At 69.2% G+C, this 17,344-nt stretch carries 15 protein-coding genes; 7 read left to right on the forward strand and 8 right to left on the reverse strand.

The genetic code is table 11. From position 1 onward, the window contains the following. The first annotated feature begins 1 nt into the window (after window position 1). A complete protein-coding gene (locus AZSP09_RS04010) occupies window positions 2-652 on the forward strand; it encodes a phosphatase PAP2 family protein (RefSeq protein WP_152089244.1) in 651 nt (216 codons plus the stop codon). A gap of 62 nt (window positions 653-714) precedes the next feature. Continuing rightward, window positions 715-1,710: a hypothetical protein gene (locus tag AZSP09_RS04015; protein ID WP_152089245.1), complete on the forward strand. Its 996-nt coding sequence runs from the start codon at window positions 715-717 to the stop codon at window positions 1,708-1,710. A gap of 25 nt (window positions 1,711-1,735) precedes the next feature. Here AZSP09_RS04015 and AZSP09_RS04020 read toward each other — a convergent pair whose 3' ends face one another. From AZSP09_RS04020 to ispD, 8 genes are all read right to left on the reverse strand, one after another. Beyond that, window positions 1,736-2,452, reverse strand: coding sequence for a Crp/Fnr family transcriptional regulator (locus AZSP09_RS04020; protein WP_152089246.1), 717 nt, complete (start codon window positions 2,450-2,452; stop codon window positions 1,736-1,738). 112 nt (window positions 2,453-2,564) lie between these two features. Further along, window positions 2,565-3,407 carry an HDOD domain-containing protein gene (locus tag AZSP09_RS04025; protein WP_130458448.1) on the reverse strand — a complete coding sequence of 281 codons (843 nt, stop codon included), beginning with the start codon at window positions 3,405-3,407 and terminating at the stop codon, window positions 2,565-2,567. Next, window positions 3,404-3,721 (reverse strand): hypothetical protein, encoded by a 318-nt coding sequence (locus AZSP09_RS04030; RefSeq protein WP_152089247.1) that lies wholly within the window; start codon window positions 3,719-3,721, stop codon window positions 3,404-3,406. The genes AZSP09_RS04025 and AZSP09_RS04030 overlap by 4 nt, the downstream gene beginning before the upstream one ends. Window positions 3,722-3,740: 19 nt before the next feature. Beyond that, complete coding sequence (locus tag AZSP09_RS04035; protein ID WP_152089248.1) at window positions 3,741-6,701, reverse strand: EAL domain-containing protein; 2,961 nt, start codon at window positions 6,699-6,701, stop codon at window positions 3,741-3,743. Between the two features lie 3 nt (window positions 6,702-6,704). Continuing rightward, window positions 6,705-7,928: an HD-GYP domain-containing protein gene (locus tag AZSP09_RS04040; protein ID WP_014237447.1), complete on the reverse strand. Its 1,224-nt coding sequence runs from the start codon at window positions 7,926-7,928 to the stop codon at window positions 6,705-6,707. Beyond that, window positions 7,925-8,464, reverse strand: a complete 540-nt coding sequence (gene thpR / locus AZSP09_RS04045; RefSeq protein WP_232058846.1) for an RNA 2',3'-cyclic phosphodiesterase — start codon at window positions 8,462-8,464, stop codon at window positions 7,925-7,927. Before thpR ends, AZSP09_RS04040 begins: the two co-directional genes overlap by 4 nt. Window positions 8,465-8,502: 38 nt before the next feature. Then, complete coding sequence (gene ispF / locus AZSP09_RS04050) at window positions 8,503-8,991, reverse strand: 2-C-methyl-D-erythritol 2,4-cyclodiphosphate synthase (RefSeq protein WP_152089250.1); 489 nt, start codon at window positions 8,989-8,991, stop codon at window positions 8,503-8,505. Continuing rightward, window positions 8,988-9,704, reverse strand: coding sequence for a 2-C-methyl-D-erythritol 4-phosphate cytidylyltransferase (gene ispD, locus AZSP09_RS04055; RefSeq protein ID WP_152089251.1), 717 nt, complete (start codon window positions 9,702-9,704; stop codon window positions 8,988-8,990). The genes ispF and ispD overlap by 4 nt, the downstream gene beginning before the upstream one ends. 101 nt (window positions 9,705-9,805) lie before the next feature. Here ispD and AZSP09_RS04060 point away from each other — a divergent pair, with 101 nt between their 5' ends. From AZSP09_RS04060 to mfd, 5 genes are all read left to right on the forward strand, one after another. Further along, a complete protein-coding gene (locus tag AZSP09_RS04060; RefSeq protein ID WP_014237443.1) occupies window positions 9,806-11,077 on the forward strand; it encodes an MgtC/SapB family protein in 1,272 nt (423 codons plus the stop codon). A gap of 23 nt (window positions 11,078-11,100) precedes the next feature. After that, window positions 11,101-11,907: an AmmeMemoRadiSam system protein B gene (amrB, locus tag AZSP09_RS04065; protein WP_152089252.1), complete on the forward strand. Its 807-nt coding sequence runs from the start codon at window positions 11,101-11,103 to the stop codon at window positions 11,905-11,907. Next, window positions 11,894-12,499 carry an AmmeMemoRadiSam system protein A gene (gene amrA, locus AZSP09_RS04070; RefSeq protein WP_152089253.1) on the forward strand — a complete coding sequence of 202 codons (606 nt, stop codon included), beginning with the start codon at window positions 11,894-11,896 and terminating at the stop codon, window positions 12,497-12,499. Before amrB ends, amrA begins: the two co-directional genes overlap by 14 nt. Continuing rightward, window positions 12,496-13,596, forward strand: a complete 1,101-nt coding sequence (amrS, locus tag AZSP09_RS04075; RefSeq protein WP_152089254.1) for an AmmeMemoRadiSam system radical SAM enzyme — start codon at window positions 12,496-12,498, stop codon at window positions 13,594-13,596. The genes amrA and amrS overlap by 4 nt, the downstream gene beginning before the upstream one ends. Before the next feature lie 237 nt (window positions 13,597-13,833). Further along, entirely contained in the window at window positions 13,834-17,304 is a 3,471-nt protein-coding gene (gene mfd, locus AZSP09_RS04080) for a transcription-repair coupling factor (protein WP_442858681.1), read from the forward strand. The last annotated feature ends 40 nt before the right edge of the window (window positions 17,305-17,344 follow it).

Raw genomic sequence — 17,344 nt, forward strand, 5'->3', positions numbered from 1 at the left:
CATGGGACGCCTTTCTCCACGCCCCCTGGCCGGGCGCGCCCTGGGCACGGCCCTCTTCGGCATGGCCTGCCTGACAGCCTTGTGGTTGCTGGCTCCCCAGGGCATCCCGGCCTGGGACCGGGCCCTGCTCGACCTTTTCGCCCAGATCCGCAGCCCCCTGCTGGACCGGGCCATGGGCAGCCTCACCTGGCTCGGTTCCCTCTGGCTGCTGCTGCCGGCCAGCCTGTTGCTGGGCCTCCTGGCGCACCGCCGTCGGCCCCGGGCCTGGCTGCCGGCCGCCGCCCTGGGCCTTGCCATCGGCATCGGCTACCTGGCCAAGAGCTTCATCCAGCGCCCCCGACCCGACCTCTACCCGGCCCTGGACGGCCTCGCCACCCACGCCTCCTTCCCCAGCCTGCACAGCGCCCAGGCCCTGGCCTTCGGCATCGCCCTCGGCCTCCTGCTGCAACGCTCCTGGGTCCTGGCGGCGGCAGCCGTGCTGGGGCTGGCAGTGGGCGTCTCCCGCCTCTACCTGCAGGTGCATTTCCCCAGCGACGTGCTGGCCGGCGCCCTCCTCGGCGGCCTCACCGCCCTGGTCCTGGACCGGCTGTGGCATCCGGCGGCGGCGCAGACGACCCGCACCGGACAAGACGACGGCATACAAATCCGGTAGCCTGCAGGCCTGCGGGAACGCCCGTTCCCTCACCGATCAAGTTTTTGCAGGAGCTTGCCCCGATGTACAACGACGAGGATCTGGCGGCCGCCGTGCGCGACGGCGTGCTCAGCCAGGAGGCGGTGGATGCCTTCCAGGCCTATATGGTGCAGGGCCGGCCCCTGCCGGTGGTGGATGAGGAGCACTTCCGCCTGGTCAGCGGCTTCAACGACATTTTCGTGGTCATCGCCTGCCTGCTGCTCCTGGCCGCCCTCGGCTGGCTCGGCAGCCGCGTCCATGACGGCGCCGGCCCCCTGCTGGTGGCCGCCACGGCCTGGGGCCTGGCCGAGTTCTTCACCCGCCAGCGGCGCCTGGCCCTGCCCTCCATCGTGCTTCTGCTGGCTTTCGTCGGCGGCCTGGTGGGCATGACCGTGGCCGTGCTGCGGCCCCTGGACAGCGTTTCCCTGCCCCTGGCGGGGCTCCTCGGCGGCCTCGGCGCCTGGCTGCACTGGCGGCGTTTCCGCGTGCCCATCACCGTCGCCGCCGGCGCCGCCGCGGTGGCCGGCACCCTGCTGGCCATGCTCTTCCTCAAATCAACGCTGGCCCGGGAATGGTATGCCCCCATCACCTTCGTCGCCGGCACGGCGGTGTTCGCCCTGGCCATGGCCTGGGACACGGCCGATCCGCAGCGCAAGACCCGCCGCGCCGACGTGGCCTTCTGGCTGCACCTGCTGGCGGCGCCCCTGCTGGTTCATCCCATTTTCACGTCGCTGCAGATGTTCTCCCGGGAGGCCACCCTGGTTCAGGCCGCCGCGGCGCTTCTCATCTACGCCCTGCTGGGACTGCTGTCCCTGGCCATCGACCGGCGCGCCCTGATGGTGTCGGCCCTGGCCTATCTGCTCTACGCCTTCACCGCCCTGCTGAAGAACCTGGGCATGGTCAGCCTCAGCTTCGCCTTCACCGCCCTCTGCATCGGCGCCGCCCTGCTCCTGCTCTCGGCCTTCTGGCATACCTGCCGCAGCCGCGTCGTCAGCGTCCTGCCAGCCCCCTGGCAAGAGCGTCTGCCGCCGCTGCACTGAGGGCGGCCTGAGTGGCGGCTGCGGCCTACAGATCGCAGCCGTGGGGGCAGACGTAGCCCGCCAGCTGCTCCACGTCCTTCACCTGCAGGCGGTTGCCCTCCTGGGTGATGAGGCCCCGTTCGGTCAGGTCCCGCAGGGCCCGGGAGAGATGGGTCTGGCTTATGCTGAGGCGGGAGGCCAGATTCTTTTTCGGCACCGGGATGGCCAGGCTGAGGGAATCCTTGAGGGTCAGGCGGGAGGTCTCGAAGCCGCAGATCAGGTAGCAGGCCAGGCGCTGCACGGCGGTCTTGGAATAGAAGGTGACCACGTCGGCGTAGAGCAGGCAGATGCGCTCGGACACCAGTTCCAGGAAGCGCTGGGCGAAAGGCCAGGATTCGTCCATCCAGGCCAGCACCTCGGCCGGGGGAATGCGCAGCATCACCGTCGGCGTCAGGCTGCGGGCCCAGTAGTTGATGGCTTTCTGGTCGCTGACGGTCTCTTCCGCCAGGGTTTCCCCCGACTTGATGAAGTGCAGCACCTTCTCTTCCCCTTCGGCGTTGCAGAAGAAGATTTCGACGGAGCCGTGCACCAGGATGTAGAGCCCCGGGGAGCGGGTGCCCCGCTCCAGGAAGCAGCAGTCCTCCGGCACCTGCAGCCGGTTCTCGGGACGGTTCAGGATATCGTTGAAGCGCTCGCTCTCCTCCAGTCCGGCAAAGAGGCGGGAGGACTTGAGCAGGGCGATTTCATGGGGAGTGAAGGACACAGGGGAGTCCAGACCGACGGTGGGTGACTCCCCTAAGCTACGCCGCCCCCGGCGGCGAATCCTTGATTTTGGCTAAACCCGGGGGCATAAGCGCCCCGGGTGCGGCAGCCCTTCAGATGTTGAGGGCGGTGCACACATCCTCGAACTGGTCTTCCACCGTCGCCAGCATCTGCTTGAAACGGCCCCAGTCGATGCCGAGCCGGTTCCAGGCCACGGCGGAGAGGGGCGGCACCAGTTCATCCTCCCGGGGGCACAGGTCCAGGGCATGGGCCATGACGTCGGCCACATGGACGACACCGGCGAGGGAATCGGCGGTGGCCTCCTCCGGAGCGTGGTGATGGGCCACCGCCGCCTGGATGGAAGGGGCGAAGTGCCAGCGTTCGGCCAGGGCCTGGCCCACCTGGGCATGGTCCAGGCCCAGCACGTCCCGTTCGGCGGTGAGGAGGAAGCAGTCGTGCTTCTTCTGGTAGGCCAGGGCCTCCCGGTACTCGTCGGGGAAACAGGTGACCAGCACCAGGCGGCCGATATCGTGCAGCAGGCCGGCGGTGAAGGCACCGTCCTCGGAGACGCCGGCCTCCGCCGCCAGGGTGCGGGCGCACAGGGCCACACCGACGCAGTGCTGCCAGAACAGGCGCTGGTCGAACCAGCTGTGGCGGGACTGGGCAAAGGCGCCGGTGACGGCGGCGGCGGCCACCAGGGAGCGGATCTGGCGCAGGCCCAGGATCACGGTGGCGTCCTGGATGCTGGCCACCTTGCTCTGCAGGCCGTAGAAGGGGGAATTGGCCACCTTCAGGGCCTTGGCCGCCAGGGCCTGGTCCAGGGCGATCTTGTTGGCCAGCTCGTCCGCATTGACGTCGTCCTTGTCGGCCGACTGCAGCAGTTCGATCACCACCGCCGGCAGGGACGGCAGCTGACGCACCGCCTCCACCACCTGTTGCGCTTGCAGGGTCTTCATTGGGGGCGCTCCTGGCGGTATTCCAGCATCAGGCGCAGCAACTCCTGGGAGGCCGGGTCGCCGGCCTGGCGGAACAGGTGCTGCAGGCGCAGCCGGGAAGCCTCCCGGCGGGCCATGAGGGCGCCCTCGTCCACCGGTGCCTCGATGCGGATGGTCAGGGTTTCGATGCCGCGCCGGGCCAGGGAGCGCAGGCTGGACTCGGCCAGTTCGGAGCCCCTGGGCAGCAGGACCTGACCGGCGGCATCCCGCAGGTCGTCCCCCAGCAGCATGCCCGGCAGGGCTTCCTCCAGGGGTATTTGTTTGATGGTGCTCATTGTTTCTTTTCCATGGGTGCTACAGGGGCAACAGCAACAGCAGGTGTCCCCGGGTCTTGGCATCGTTGCCGAAAGGCTGGCACAGGGCGCGGCAACGGCCGCCCAGGTTCAAGGTGATTTCCCGGCTGCCGCCACCCGCCTGCAGCAGCGCCAGCAGCTCCGGCGGCAGCAGGTCGGCGCTCTCGTTGCCGATCAGACCGCAGGCCGGCCATAACCGTTCCGCCGCCGCATTGGCGTAGGCCACCATGCCGCTGGCGTCCACCCCCAGCACCGCCGCCGGCAGCTCCTGGAGCACCTCGTGGGCGATACCGGTGGCCTGCTGGGGCCGTATTTCCTGACGGGCGTGGCTGGCCAGGAGGGACTCCAGCTCCTGGCCGAGGCGGGACAGCTCCAGGCCGGCGCTGTGGACCTCCTGGGTCAGGCGCTGGTTCTCCAGCAGCAGACTGTGCTGACGCAGGGCTTCGAGGACGCCGGCGACCAGCACTTCCGTGCCCACGTCCCGGGACAAGAGATGGCCCGCCAGATGGGGCGGCAGTTCGGCGGCGGCCGCCGCCATGTTGTCGGCGGAGGACAGCAGCAGGAAGCCGGCCTCCGGCTGCAACTGGCCCGCCCGTTCGAGGAAGGCCTGGCCGGCACTGTCGGTGAGCCCGGCATCGGCGACGATGGCGTCCACCCGCTGGCAGGCCAGGGCCGCCAGCCCCTCTTCGCCGCCGCCGGCCAGCAGCACCCGCAGGTTGGCCTCCTCCAGGGCCCGGCCGAGGGTCAGGCGCAGGGCCGGCGCCGTCAGCACCAGCAGGACCGTCGGCACCTGCGCCCCCCGGGCCCGCAGGCGGCCCGGCAGCACCCGCCCCTTGTCGAGCAGGGCCAGGGCCTCCGGCGCCGGCACCGGACGGCTGAAGTAGTAGCCCTGCATCTCGTCGCAGTGGTTGACCACCAGCAGGGCGATCTGGCCCTCGGTCTCCACCCCTTCGGCCACCACCTTGAGGCGCAGGTTGTGGGCCATGGTGATGACGGCCCGGGTGATGGAGGCATCCCCCGGATCGGCGGTGATGTCCTGGACGAAGGCCCGGTCCACCTTGACCGTGTCCAGGGGCAGGCGCTTCAGATAGGCCAGGCTGGAATAGCCGGTGCCGAAATCGTCCACCGACAGCTGCACACCCATGGCCTTGAGCCGGTTGAGCAACGCAATGTTGTCCTCGACGTGGCTCATCAGCAGGCTTTCGGTCAGTTCCAGCTCCAGGGCCTGGGGCGGCAGGCCGGAATCCTCCAGGGCCTGGCGCACGTCCTGCACCAGGGCCTCGGACTGCAGCTGGCGGGCCGACAGGTTCACCGCCACCGTCAGCTGCCCGTGACCGGCCAGGTGCCATGCCGCCGCCTGCTGACAGGCCTGCTGCAGCACCCAGGTGCCGACGGGCACGATGAGCCCGGTTTCTTCCAGCAGGGGAATGAATTCCATGGGCGAGACCAGGCCCCGCACCGGATGCTGCCAGCGCAGCAGGGCCTCGAAGCCGGTGATGCCGCCGTGGCTGCAACTGACCTTGGGCTGGAAATTGAGGATGAATTCCTGGCGCTGCACCGCCCGCCGCAGGTCCGTCTCCAGTTGCAGCTGTTCCTTGACCCGGGCGTTCATGGCGGCGGTGAAGAACTGGAAGTTGTTGCGGCCCAGCTCCTTGGCCCGGTACATGGCCGTGTCGGCGTTGCGGATGAGCTTTTCCAGATCGTCGCAATCGTCCGGGTAGAGGGTGATGCCGATGGAGGCGGAGACGAACAGCTCCTGCCCTTCCAGGGTGATGGGCTGGGCCAGGGTGTCCACCAGGCGGCGGGCCACCACGGTGACGTCGTACTCCCGCTCCGGGTCCGGCACCAGCACGGCGAATTCGTCGCCGCCCAGGCGCCCCACCGTGTCGCTGGCCCGCAGGCAGCCACCGATGCGGGCGGCCACCTGCTGCAACAGGGCGTCGCCGGCCAGGTGGCCCAGGGTGTCGTTGACCACCTTGAAACGGTCCAGGTCGATGAACATCACCGCCAGCCGGCCGCCCTGGCGCTGCACCATGGCCAGGGCCGCCTTCAGGCGCTCGCGGAAGAGCAGGCGGTTGGGCAGGCCGGTGAGGCTGTCGAAGTGGGCCAGATGGGTCAGGCGCTGCTGGGCTTCCACCGTCTCGGTGACGTTGAGGTGCATCACCACCGCGCCCCGGTTGCCCCGGGCTTCCAGGGGCGTCACCAGAACGCGGAACCAGCGCTTCTCGGTGGGCGAATGACAGGCATAGACCAGGGAAAATTCGTGCTGCAGACCGTCGATCACGGCACGGATGCCGACGGCGATGTCCTGGGCCTCTTCCGCCGATTCGCCCCAGGACCTCTCGCAGACCCGGATGTAGTTGCAGCCCACGCCGGCGCTGCTCGGATCATGGCTGTTCTCGGCGGCAAAGCGGCTCCAGGGCTCGTTCACCGCGACGATGACGCCCTCGGCGTCGAGGATCGCGATATGGGCCGGCAGGGCGTCCAGCACGCCCTTCTGCACCGCCTCGCTGGCCCGCAGGGCTTCCCGCTGCAGCACCAGGTCGGTGATGTCGGTGCCGACGCCGCCGACGCTGTGGGCATTGCCCTGCTCGTCCTTCATGTCGAAGCTGCGGATGTGCAGCCAGCGCTCGCCGCCGTTGGGATGGACGATGCGCACCACCTCGTTGACCCCGCCCCGGGGATTGCGCCGCACCGCCTCGCGCATGCGGTCCAGGTCGTCCGGGTGGATGAAGCGCAGCCAGTCGAAGCGGTTGCGGTAGAGGTCCTCCACCGAGCCGCCCCAGTGGGTGGCGTAGGCCGGATTGGCATAGACCACGCGGCGGGCGGCGATGTCGATCAGCCAGAAGCTTTCCGGGATGTTGTCCGCCAGCTGGACGAAGCGGTTCTCGCCCTGCCGCAGGCGGGTCAGCACATTCTCGATGCCGCGGGTTTCGCGGGGAGCGGGCGGTGGCTTGGGCATGCTTCAGGAAAGGAAACGATTGACGTCGATGCCCCACTTCAGGGGGGATTCATGGGTGACGATGCGGTCGCCGCCGCCATGGCCAAAGGGCCGGGAGAGGTCCACATCCTGGGGCGGCAGGTAGTACTGGCGCTTGGCGTCGTAGATGACCCGCACCAGGGGCTGCAGCAGGTTCTTTTCCCGCTGTTCCACCACCACGCCAAGGCGCTCGCTCTCCAGGCGCACCAGGGTGCCCACCGGGTAGATGCCGATGCTCTTGACGAAGATCTGGAACAGGGCCGGATCAAAGTGGTACTTGCTCCAGTCGAAAAGCTTGCGCATGGCTTCCCCCGGATTGACGCCCCGATGATAAACCCGGTCGGTGGTGATGGCGTCATACACATCGACGATGGCCGCCATGCGTCCCACCTGGGAAATCTCCTCGCCCTTGAGGCCCCGGGGATAGCCGCTGCCGTCGAAACGCTCGTGGTGGTGCTCCATGATGTCGAAGGCCAGCTGGGGAATGCCCGCCGTCTGGTGCAGGATGTCGGAACCCTGGACCACGTGGGATTTCACGTGCAGGTATTCCTCGTCGGTCAGCTTGCCCGGCTTGGCCAGAATCTCGGCATGGATGCGCACATAGCCGATGTCGTGCAGCAGGCCGCCCAGAGCCACCTGGTGGATGGTCGCCAGGTCCATGTCCATGGCCTTGGCGAAGGCCGCCAGCATGGCGCAGACGCCCACCGAGTGCTGGTAGGTGTAGTCGTCCCGCTGCTGCAGGCGGCGCAGGGTGAACATGGCGTTGCTGTTGCGGATGACGGAGTTGGTGATCTTCTCCACCGCCAGCTTCACCGATTCCATCTCGATCTGGCGCCCCAGGCGGGCGTTGTCCATGACGCTGCGCACCAGGCGGGCCCCCTCGTTGAAGGCCCCCTTGGCCTTGGCCAGCTCCTCCGCCAGGCTGGTGCGGGGCGGCGGCGCCTTGTTTTCCGGCGCCTCGGCCATCCTTTCCAGATCCTGCTGGCTGCTCCGGGCCGCCTCCTGGGCCGTGGGCACGTCGTCCACATCCAGCCCCTTGGCGGTGTCGATGAACACCTCCCGGATGCCGGCACGGCGGATCTTCAGCACCTGCTCCTGGTCTTCCAGCAGCAGGCTGTTGCGCAGGAAGGGATGATCCATCCAGCCCGCATTGACGTCGCTGACATACATGCCGACCCGGATCTGGGCCACGGGAATCTTCTTGATCATGCCGAGCCCTCCACCGGCCAGCGGGCCAGGGTCTCGTAGGCGGCACCGCCGGCATGGCGGCGGGAGCGCAGCAGGGCGAAATCCGTGGCGCGCCAGTACAGGGGCAAGGCCTCCTCCCGGCAGGGCGGCGCCACGGGGGCACGGCGCACCAGGGTCACGTGGGGCACGAAGGGACGGGATTCCAGGGCAAAGCCCCGCTCGCCCACGGCCGCCGCCAGGGCGCCAGCGAGGCCGTGCAGGGCAGCGACAGGAGTGCGGCAGCCGATCCAGGCGAGGTGGTTGTGCTGCCAGTAGCCAAAATGATCCAGGGAAAACTCCAGGGGGAATACGTGGTGCATGACTTGTTGCCGGGCCACCAGGCGGCCGGCTTCCTGCAGGGCCGGCAGGGTTTCGAGGGGAACGTCACCGAGAAAGGCCAGGGTCAGGTGCAGGGTCTCCCGGGCCATGGCGCGGCCGCCCACGGCCGCCGCCTGGGCTTCGGCCAGGGCCGCCAGGCGCTCAGCCAGGGCCGCCTCGGGCCAGAGGGCGAAAAACACCCGGGCCCGTTCTGGGGACGCTGTCTGACCGGACAAAGTCACTCCCGTTCAATGAGGACGGCGGCCTGGGCTTCCATGCCCTCCTCCCGGCCGGCAAAACCGAGCCGTTCGCAGGTCTTGGCCTTGACGTTGACCCGCTCGGCGGCCAGGCCGAGATCGGCGGCGATATTGGCCACCATGGCCGGAATGTGGGCCGCCAGCTTGGGCCGCTGGGCCACCACCGTGGTGTCCACATTGACCACGCGCCAGCCCGCCTGCTGCAGCAGGCTGAGGGTGTGGCGCAGCAGCACCCGGCTGTCGGCCCCCTTCCAGCGCGGATCGGAATCGGGGAAATGGCGGCCGATGTCGCCCAGGGCCGCCGCGCCGAGCAGGGCGTCGGTAATGGCGTGCAGCAGGGCGTCGGCATCGGAATGGCCGAGCAGCCCCAGTTCGTGGGGAATGGTGACGCCGCCCAGGATCAGGGCCCGTCCCGGCACCAGGGCGTGCACATCCCAGCCCTGGCCGACGCGAATTTCCTTGTGACTCATGCCAATGCTCCGAGGGCGGCCCGGGGGCCGAGGCGGCTGCGCAGGATGGCCTCCGCCAGGGACAGGTCCGCCGGATAGGTAACCTTGAGATTGCTGGCGTCGCCCTTCACCAGCCGGGGCTTGAGGCCCAGGGCCTCGATGGCGCCGGCCTCGTCGGTGACGTCCGGGTTGGCCGCCAGGGCCCGGCACAGGGTGCCGTAGCGGAACATCTGGGGCGTCTGGGCCTGCCACAGGCCGTCCCGGGGCACGGTGGCCGCGGCCCGCTGCTGCACATCGGCCCGCTTCAGGGTGTCGGCCACGGGCACCGCCAGGATGCCGCCCACCGGATCGTCCGCCAGTTCTGCCACCAGGGCATCGATCATGGCGGCGGCCAGGCAGGGCCGGGCCGCATCGTGCACCAGCACCCAGTCGTCCTCGGCGGCCGCCATCTGGGCTGCCCTGAGGCCGCTGGCCACGCTCTGGGCCCGGGTGGCGCCGCCGTGGAAGACGGTTTCCAGCTTGGGCCCAAGGGCGCTCCAGTCGTATTCCCGCCACCACTCGTCCCCCGGCGACAGCACCACCCATACCCGGTCGATGGCCGGATGGCGGCACAGGGCCGCCAGGGTGTGGTGGATGAGGGGTTGTCCCGCCAGGGGAAGATACTGTTTGGGAGTGTTGCTGCCGAAGCGGGAACCGCTGCCGGCAGCGGGAACGATTGCGTAGTGTCGGGCCATGCATTAATTTTAACAGGAGGGGCCTCGTCATAACCGGCCGGCCGGGGGACTTTTCCGCCATTTTTGCCCCCCATCAAAAACCAGGCGAAATAAGAAAAACTATGGAAAACAACTTCCTCACCGAAACCGGGCTGGAATTCGCCCAAGCCTTTCTCCTCAGTCTGGGGGTGGGCCTGCTCATGGGCCTGGAGCGGGAACGGCATTCCTCCTCCCGGGCCGGCCTGCGCACCTTCGCCCTGACCGCCCTGCTCGGCACCATCGCCGGCCTGTTGGGGGAAAAGAGCGGTTCCGAGTGGGTGCTGGCCGCCGGCCTCCTGATGGTGGGCCTGATGATGGTGGCCGCCTACCATTCCCGCCCCGACGCCCAGGACCCGGGCACCACCTCGGTGGTGGCCCTGCTCCTGGCCTACACCTTCGGCGCCATGATCTGGTACCAGGAACAGACCCTGGCGGTGATGCTGGCCATCCTCACCACCGTGCTGCTCTACTTCAAGACCGAGCTGCACCTGCTGAGCGAGAAGCTGACGCGCAAGGACCTCATCTCCATGCTGCAGTTCGGCGTCCTCTCCCTGGTCATCCTGCCCATCCTGCCGGACCAGGGCTTCGGCCCCTACCTGGCCCTCAACCCCTACCAGGTGTGGTGGATGGTGGTGCTCATCTCCGGCATGAGCCTGGCCGGCTATGCCGCCCTGCGCCTCTTCGGCCAGCAGCACGGCGCCCCCCTGATCGGCCTCATGGGCGGCCTCGCCTCCTCCACCGCCATCACCCTGGTGTATTCCCGCCACGTCAAGGCCACGCCCAACCTGCTGCGCCTGTCCATGGTGGTGATCCTCACCGCCAACGTGGTGGTGCTGGTGCGTCTCTCCCTCCTGGCCGCCATGCTGCAACCCGAGCTGCTGCCGCAACTGCTGCCGGCCCTGGGTGGCGGCCTGCTGCTGGGCCTGGTGGTGATCGGCTGGCTGTGGCGCATCCTCGGCGACCAGAGCGGCCAGCCGGAAACACCCCTCAACCTGCACAACCCGGCAGAAATCCGCACCGCCCTCACCTTCGGCTGCATCTACGCCGTGGTGCTGCTGCTGGCCGCCTGGCTCTCCGACGTGGCCGGTTCCGAGGGCCTCTACGCCATTTCCCTGATTTCCGGCTTCACCGACGTGGATGCCATAGCCCTGTCCTCCCTGCGCCTGTTCGGCATGGGCAAGCTGCCCATGCATGAGGCGGTGAACTCCATCGTCATCGCCTTCCTCGCCAACCTGGTGTTCAAGCTGGGCATCGTCTTCTCCGTCGCCGGCCCCAGCCTGGGACGCCGCATCGGCCTGGGCTTCCTGGCCCTGGCCGCGGGCACCATCGGCGGCTGGATATTCATGCACCTGTAGCGTCACCTTCCGGGGAGCGAGCCATGCCCAGCCTTCGTCCCGCCGCCGTCGCCGGCCTCTTCTACCCGGCCGATCCCGCCCAGTTGGGCGCCGACATCGACGCCTACCTGGCCCAGGCCCGGCCGCCCGCTGCCGCAGGGCCGATCAAGGCCCTCATCGTGCCCCACGCCGGCTACGTCTATTCCGCCCCCATCGCGGCGACCGCCTATGCCGCCCTGGCGCCCCAGGCCGGGCGCATCCGCCGCGTCATCCTGCTCGGTCCCACCCACCGGGTGGCGGTCCGGGGACTGGCCGTGCCCACCGTGGACAGTTTCGCCACGCCCCTGGGCCCGCTGCCCATCGACGCCGAGGCCCGGCAGCGCATCGCCGACCTGCCCCAGGTGGAGGCCGACGACGGGGCCCACGCCCTGGAGCATTCCCTGGAAGTGCAACTGCCTTTCCTGCAACGCCTGCTGGGGCCCTTCACCCTGCTGCCCCTGGCCGTGGGCGCCGCCTCCGGCGAGGCCGTGGCCCAGGTGCTGGAGCGCCTGTGGGGCGGCGAGGAAACCCTGATCCTGGTCAGTTCCGACCTTTCCCACTACCAGCCCTACGCCGAGGCCGAACGCCTGGACCAGGCCACCTGCGCCCGCATCGCCGCCGCCCGGGCCGACCTGGCGCCCCGGGAAGCCTGCGGCGCCATTCCCATCAACGGCCTGCTGCTGGCGGCAGCCCGCCACGGCCTGCGGCCCCGCCTCCTGGACCGGCGCAATTCCGGCGATACCGCCGGCGACCGGGAGCGGGTGGTGGGCTACGCCGCCTTCGCCCTGGAGCCGGACCATGGTCCCCACTGAGCCCATCGCCAGCGCGCCGCCCGACGCCGCCCTGGGCCGCCTGCTGCTGGCCCTGGCCCGCCACGCCATCGCCCGGGAACTGGGCCTGGCCGACCCCCCGCCCAATCTGGGGACGCCGCCGCCCCGAGCCCTGGAAAAGCCCGCCGCCACCTTCGTCACCCTGACCCGGGACGGCCGCCTGCGGGGCTGCATCGGCACCCTGGAAGCCCGCCGCCCCCTGGGTGAGGACGTGGCCGCCAATGCCCGGGCCGCCGCCTTCCGCGATCCCCGCTTCGCCCCGGTGAGCGTCGAGGAATGGCCCCTGCTGGACCTGGAAGTGTCCCTGCTGCAGACGCCCCGGCCCCTGGCCGCCGCCAGCGAGGCGGACGCCCTGGCGGCCCTGGTGCCCGGCAAGGACGGCCTGATCCTGCGCCACGGCGCCCACTGCGCCACCTTCCTGCCCCAGGTCTGGGAAGCCCTGCCCGAGCCGTCACGCTTTCTCGCCGAGCTCAAGGCCAAGGCCGGCCTGCCCCGGGATTTCTGGTCGCCCCAGGTGGAACTGGCCACCTACCGGGTGCACAAGTGGCACCAGAACAGAGGAGAACGGCCATGAATCCCGACCACACCCCCGCCGTGGCCGAGAGCGCCCACCCGGGCCGCTGGTGGCATGCCCTGGAAGACGGCCGCCTGCAGTGCGACCTCTGTCCCCGGGACTGTCGCCTGCACGAAGGCCAGCGCGGCGCCTGCTTCGTGCGCCAGGCCCGGGACGGGGCCATGATCCTCACCACCTACGGCCGCTCCTCCGGCTTCTGCCTGGACCCGGTGGAAAAGAAGCCCCTCAACCACTTCCACCCGGGCACCCCCATCCTTTCCTTCGGCACCGCCGGCTGCAATCTGGCCTGCAAGTTCTGCCAGAACTGGGACATCTCCAAGTCCCGGGACATGGACCGGCTGATGGACGCCGCCAGCCCGGCCACCATCGCCGCCGCTGCCCGCCGCCTGGAGGCCCCGGCCGTGGCCTTTACCTACAACGACCCGGTGATCTTCGCCGAGTACGCCATGGACACGGCCCTGGCCTGCCGCGAGGCCGGCATCCGCAGCGTCGCCGTCACCGCCGGCTACATCCACGCCGAACCGCGGAAGGAGTTCTTCGCCCTGATGGACGCCGCCAACGTGGACCTCAAGGCCTTCACCGAGGACTTCTACGTCAAGCTGTGCGGCGGCCACCTACAGCCGGTGCTCGACACCCTGGCCCACATCCACCACCTCACCGACTGCTGGCTGGAAATCACCACCCTGCTCATTCCCGGCCACAACGACAGCGACCGGGAAATCGCCCAGCTGGCCGGCTGGATCGAACGGGAACTGGGGCCCGAAGTGCCCCTTCACTTCAGCGCCTACCACCCGGACTGGAAATTCCTCGAGGCGCCGGAGACGCCGCCGGCCATCCTCAGCCGGGCCCGCCGCATCGCCCGGGACGCCGGCCTGCACTTCGTCTACACCGGCAACGTGCACGACACCGAGGGCGGCACCACCGACTGCCCCCGCTGCCACGCGCCCCTGATCGTGCGCGACTGGTACACCCTCAAGCAATATCGCCTCACCGCCAGCGGCGCCTGCCCCGACTGCGGCCACCAGCTGGCCGGCCGCTTCGGCCCGGGGCCCGGCGACTTCGGCGCCCGCCGCCAGCCGGTGCGGCTCGGCAGCTGACGAGCGGGAACATCGAAAAGCGGCATGGCCTGCAGGCCAGGAGGGACGGGCATCTTCGGCATGGCCCGGCCACAAGCCGCACCCCGCAAGGCGCTGCGGCCATGCACCTGAGGCAATCCTCCCCGGCGGCGCTGCGGCGCCAGCCCGGCCCCGGCGTCGGCAAACGGCAGCGCCCCGGCCGGGCCATCGCCCCTGGGCTATAATCCTGCCTCCCCCGCCTGCCTGATTTACCTCCTCGTGTCCACCTCCACCTCGCCCGCCCTGCCCGAACTGCCTCCCGAAATTTCCCGCGCCCTGGCCCAGCTGCCGCGCAGCGGCGAACGCCTGCACCTGCCGCCCCTGGCCGGTTCCGCCGACGCCCTGGCCCTGGCCCGGCTGGGCAGCCAGGCCCGCAGCCAGAAGCGCCTGCTGGCCGTGCTCACCGCCAGCCCGGCGGACGCCCAGCGCCTGCTGGAGGAAATCCCCTGGTTCGCGCCGGACCTGAAGGTGCGCCTGCTGCCGGACTGGGAAACCCTGCCCTACGACAATTTCTCGCCCCACCACGACCTGGTCTCCGAACGCCTGGCCACCCTCTACGCCGTCAGCCGGGGCGAGTGCGAAGTGCTGCTGGTGCCGGCCACCACCGCCGTCTACCGCCTGACCCCGCCCAGCTACCTGGCGGCCTACACCTTCTTCCTGAAAAAGGGCGAGAAGCTGGACGCCGAGCAGTTCCGCAGCCAGCTCACCCTGGCCGGCTACACCCACGTCACCCAGGTGGTGTCGCCGGGGGAATACTCCATCCGCGGCGGCCTGGTGGACCTGTTCCCCATGGGCTCGGCCCTGCCCTACCGCATTGACCTCTTCGACGAAGAGATCGAGACCCTGCGCACCTTCGACGCCGACACCCAGCGCAGCCTCTACCCGGTACCGGAAATCCGCCTGCTGCCGGCCCGGGAATTCCCCCTGGACGACGGCGGCCGCACCCGCTTCCGCCAGCGCTTCCGCGAAGTCTTCGAAGGCGATCCGGCCAAGTCCGGCATCTACAAGGACATCTCCAACGGCGTCCCTTCCGCCGGCATCGAATACTGGCTGCCCCTCTTCTTCGAGGAAACCGCCACCCTCTTCGACTACCTGCCCAAGGACGCCGTGCTCTGCCAGCACCGGGACGTGGCGCTTGCCCTGCAGGACTTCTGGCGCGACACCCAGTCCCGCTACAACATGCTGGCCGGCGACAAGGCCCGGCCCCTGCTGCCCCCGGCCGAGCTGTTCCTCTCCGAGGAGCAGTTCTTCGTTGCCGCCAAGGACTACGCCAAGCTGATCCTGGGCACCCCGGCGGAAGGCACGCCGCCCCTGGCCACCGCCGTCCCCGCCGTGGCGGTGGAACGGCGGGCCGAGGACCCGCTGACCGCCCTCAAGCAGTTCATCGCCGGCCGCCAGGGCCGCCGCACCCTGCTCCTGGCCGAATCCGCCGGCCGCCGCGAAACCCTGCAGCAACTGCTGCTGGAACACGGCCTCAAGCCCGCCGCCAGCGCCGACTTTGCCGCCTTCCTCGGCGGCGACGCGCCCCTGGCCCTGGGCGTGGCCCCCCTGCAAAGCGGCTTCTGCCTCGACGGCCTGGCCATCATCACCGAGACCGAGCTGTACGCCGGCAGCCCCAACCGCCGCAGCCGCCAGAACGCCCAGCGCCGGGCCTCCATGGACAACTGGCTGCGGGACCTGACCGAGCTCAAGGTGGGCGACCCGGTGGTGCACGAATCCCACGGCATCGGCCGCTACATGGGCCTGCTGCACCTGGACCTGGGCGAAGGCGACACCGAATTCCTGGAGCTGCACTACGCCAACGAGGCCAAGCTGTACGTGCCCGTCTCCCAGCTCCACGTCATCTCCCGCTACTCCGGCAACGAGCCCGATGCGGCGCCCCTGCACAGCCTGGGCTCGGGCCAGTGGGAAAAGGCCAAGAAGAAGGCCGCCGAACAGGCCCGGGACACCGCCGCCGAACTGCTGGCCCTCTACGCGGCCCGGGCGGCGCGCCAGGGCCATGCCTTCGCCTTCACCGAAAACGACTACGAGGCCTTCGCCGACGGCTTCGGCTTCGAGGAGACGGATGACCAGGCCACCGCCATCGCCGCGGTGATCGAGGACATGAAGTCGGGCAAGCCCATGGACCGCCTGGTGTGCGGCGACGTGGGCTTCGGCAAGACCGAGGTGGCCCTGCGCGCCGCCTTCGTCGCCGTAGCCGGCGGCAAGCAGGTGGCGGTGCTGTGCCCCACCACCCTGCTCTGCGAACAGCACTACCAGACCTTCAAGGACCGCTTCGCCGACTGGCCGGTGCAGATCGCCGAACTGTCCCGCTTCAAGACCGCCAAGGAAACCGCCCAGGCCATGAAGGACCTGGAGGCGGGCAAGATCGACATCGTCATCGGCACCCACAAGCTGCTCTCCAAGGAGATGAAGTTCGACCGCCTGGGCCTGGTCATGATCGACGAGGAACACCGCTTCGGCGTGCGCCAGAAGGAGGCCCTGAAGGCCCTGCGGGCCGAGGTGGACGTGCTGACCCTGACCGCCACCCCCATCCCCCGCACCCTGGCCATGAGCCTGGAAGGCCTGCGGGACTTCTCGGTGATCGCCACGGCGCCCCAGAAGCGGCTGGCCATCAAGACCTTCGTCGCCAAGTTCTCCGACGGCATCATTCGCGAGGCGGTGCTGCGGGAACTGAAGCGTGGCGGCCAGGTGTACTTCCTGCACAACGAGGTGGACACCATCGACAACATGCGGGAGAAGCTCCAGTCCCTGGTACCCGAGGCCCGCATCGTGGTCGGCCACGGCCAGATGAACGAGCGGGAGCTGGAACGGGTGATGCGGGACTTCACCCAGCAGCGGGCCAACCTGCTGCTATGCACCACCATCATCGAGACCGGCATCGACAATCCCCACGCCAACACCATCCTCATCAACCGGGCCGAAAAATTCGGCCTGGCCCAGCTGCACCAGCTGCGGGGACGGGTCGGCCGCTCCCACCACCAGGCCTACTCCTACCTCCTGGTGCAGGATGAAAAGGCCCTGACCAAGCAGGCCAAGCAGCGCCTGGAGGCCATCCAGCACATGGAAGAGCTAGGGGCCGGCTTCTACCTGGCCATGCACGACCTGGAAATCCGCGGCGCCGGCGAGGTACTGGGGGAAAACCAGTCCGGCGAAATGCAGGAGGTGGGCTTCAATCTGTACACCGAGATGCTCAACCGGGCGGTGGCCGCCCTCAAGCAGGGCCGGGAGCCGGACCTGACCCAGCCCCTGGGCGTCACCACGGAAATCAATCTGCACGCCCCGGCCCTGTTGCCCGACGCCTACGCCCCCGACGTGCACGAGCGCCTGACCCTCTACAAGCGCCTCTCCAACTGCGAAACGGAGGAGGACATCAACGCCCTGCAGGAAGAGCTGATCGACCGCTTCGGCGAACTGCCGCCCCAGGGCCAGTGCCTGCTGGCCACCCACCGCCTGCGCCTGCTGGCCAGGCCTCTGGGCATCGTCAAGCTGGACGCCACTGCCAGCCAGCTGACCGTGCAGTTCTGCCCCAATCCGCCCATCGAGCCCATCCGCATCATCGAACTGATTCAGAAAAACCGTCACTTCAAGCTGGCCGGGCAGGATAAACTGGCAGTCGTTCGTCATATGCCGACCCTCAAGGAACGGGTCGATGCAGTGAAGGATCTGTTCCGGCAACTGGGCGCCTGACCACCCCGGGCCTGCGTTGCCGGAAAACCCAATTCCGGAG

Source organism: Azospira sp. I09 (assembly GCF_009177135.1).
Lineage (GTDB): Bacteria > Pseudomonadota > Gammaproteobacteria > Burkholderiales > Rhodocyclaceae > Azospira > Azospira oryzae.

Excerpts from the sequence above, each read along its gene's own strand:
- amrB (WP_152089252.1), top strand. The coding sequence starts at position 11,101 with ATGCCCAGCCTTCGTCCCGCCGCCGTCGCCGGCCTCTTCTACCCGGCC.
- AZSP09_RS04030 (WP_152089247.1), bottom strand. The coding sequence starts at position 3,721 with ATGAGCACCATCAAACAAATACCCCTGGAGGAAGCCCTGCCGGGCATG.
- ispD (WP_152089251.1), bottom strand. The coding sequence starts at position 9,704 with ATGGCCCGACACTACGCAATCGTTCCCGCTGCCGGCAGCGGTTCCCGC.
- AZSP09_RS04060 (WP_014237443.1), top strand. The coding sequence starts at position 9,806 with ATGGAAAACAACTTCCTCACCGAAACCGGGCTGGAATTCGCCCAAGCC.
- AZSP09_RS04035 (WP_152089248.1), bottom strand. The coding sequence starts at position 6,701 with ATGCCCAAGCCACCGCCCGCTCCCCGCGAAACCCGCGGCATCGAGAAT.
- amrS (WP_152089254.1), top strand. The coding sequence starts at position 12,496 with ATGAATCCCGACCACACCCCCGCCGTGGCCGAGAGCGCCCACCCGGGC.
- AZSP09_RS04040 (WP_014237447.1), bottom strand. The coding sequence starts at position 7,928 with ATGATCAAGAAGATTCCCGTGGCCCAGATCCGGGTCGGCATGTATGTC.
- AZSP09_RS04015 (WP_152089245.1), top strand. The coding sequence starts at position 715 with ATGTACAACGACGAGGATCTGGCGGCCGCCGTGCGCGACGGCGTGCTC.
- AZSP09_RS04025 (WP_130458448.1), bottom strand. The coding sequence starts at position 3,407 with ATGAAGACCCTGCAAGCGCAACAGGTGGTGGAGGCGGTGCGTCAGCTG.
- amrA (WP_152089253.1), top strand. The coding sequence starts at position 11,894 with ATGGTCCCCACTGAGCCCATCGCCAGCGCGCCGCCCGACGCCGCCCTG.
- AZSP09_RS04010 (WP_152089244.1), top strand. The coding sequence starts at position 2 with ATGGGACGCCTTTCTCCACGCCCCCTGGCCGGGCGCGCCCTGGGCACG.
- ispF (WP_152089250.1), bottom strand. The coding sequence starts at position 8,991 with ATGAGTCACAAGGAAATTCGCGTCGGCCAGGGCTGGGATGTGCACGCC.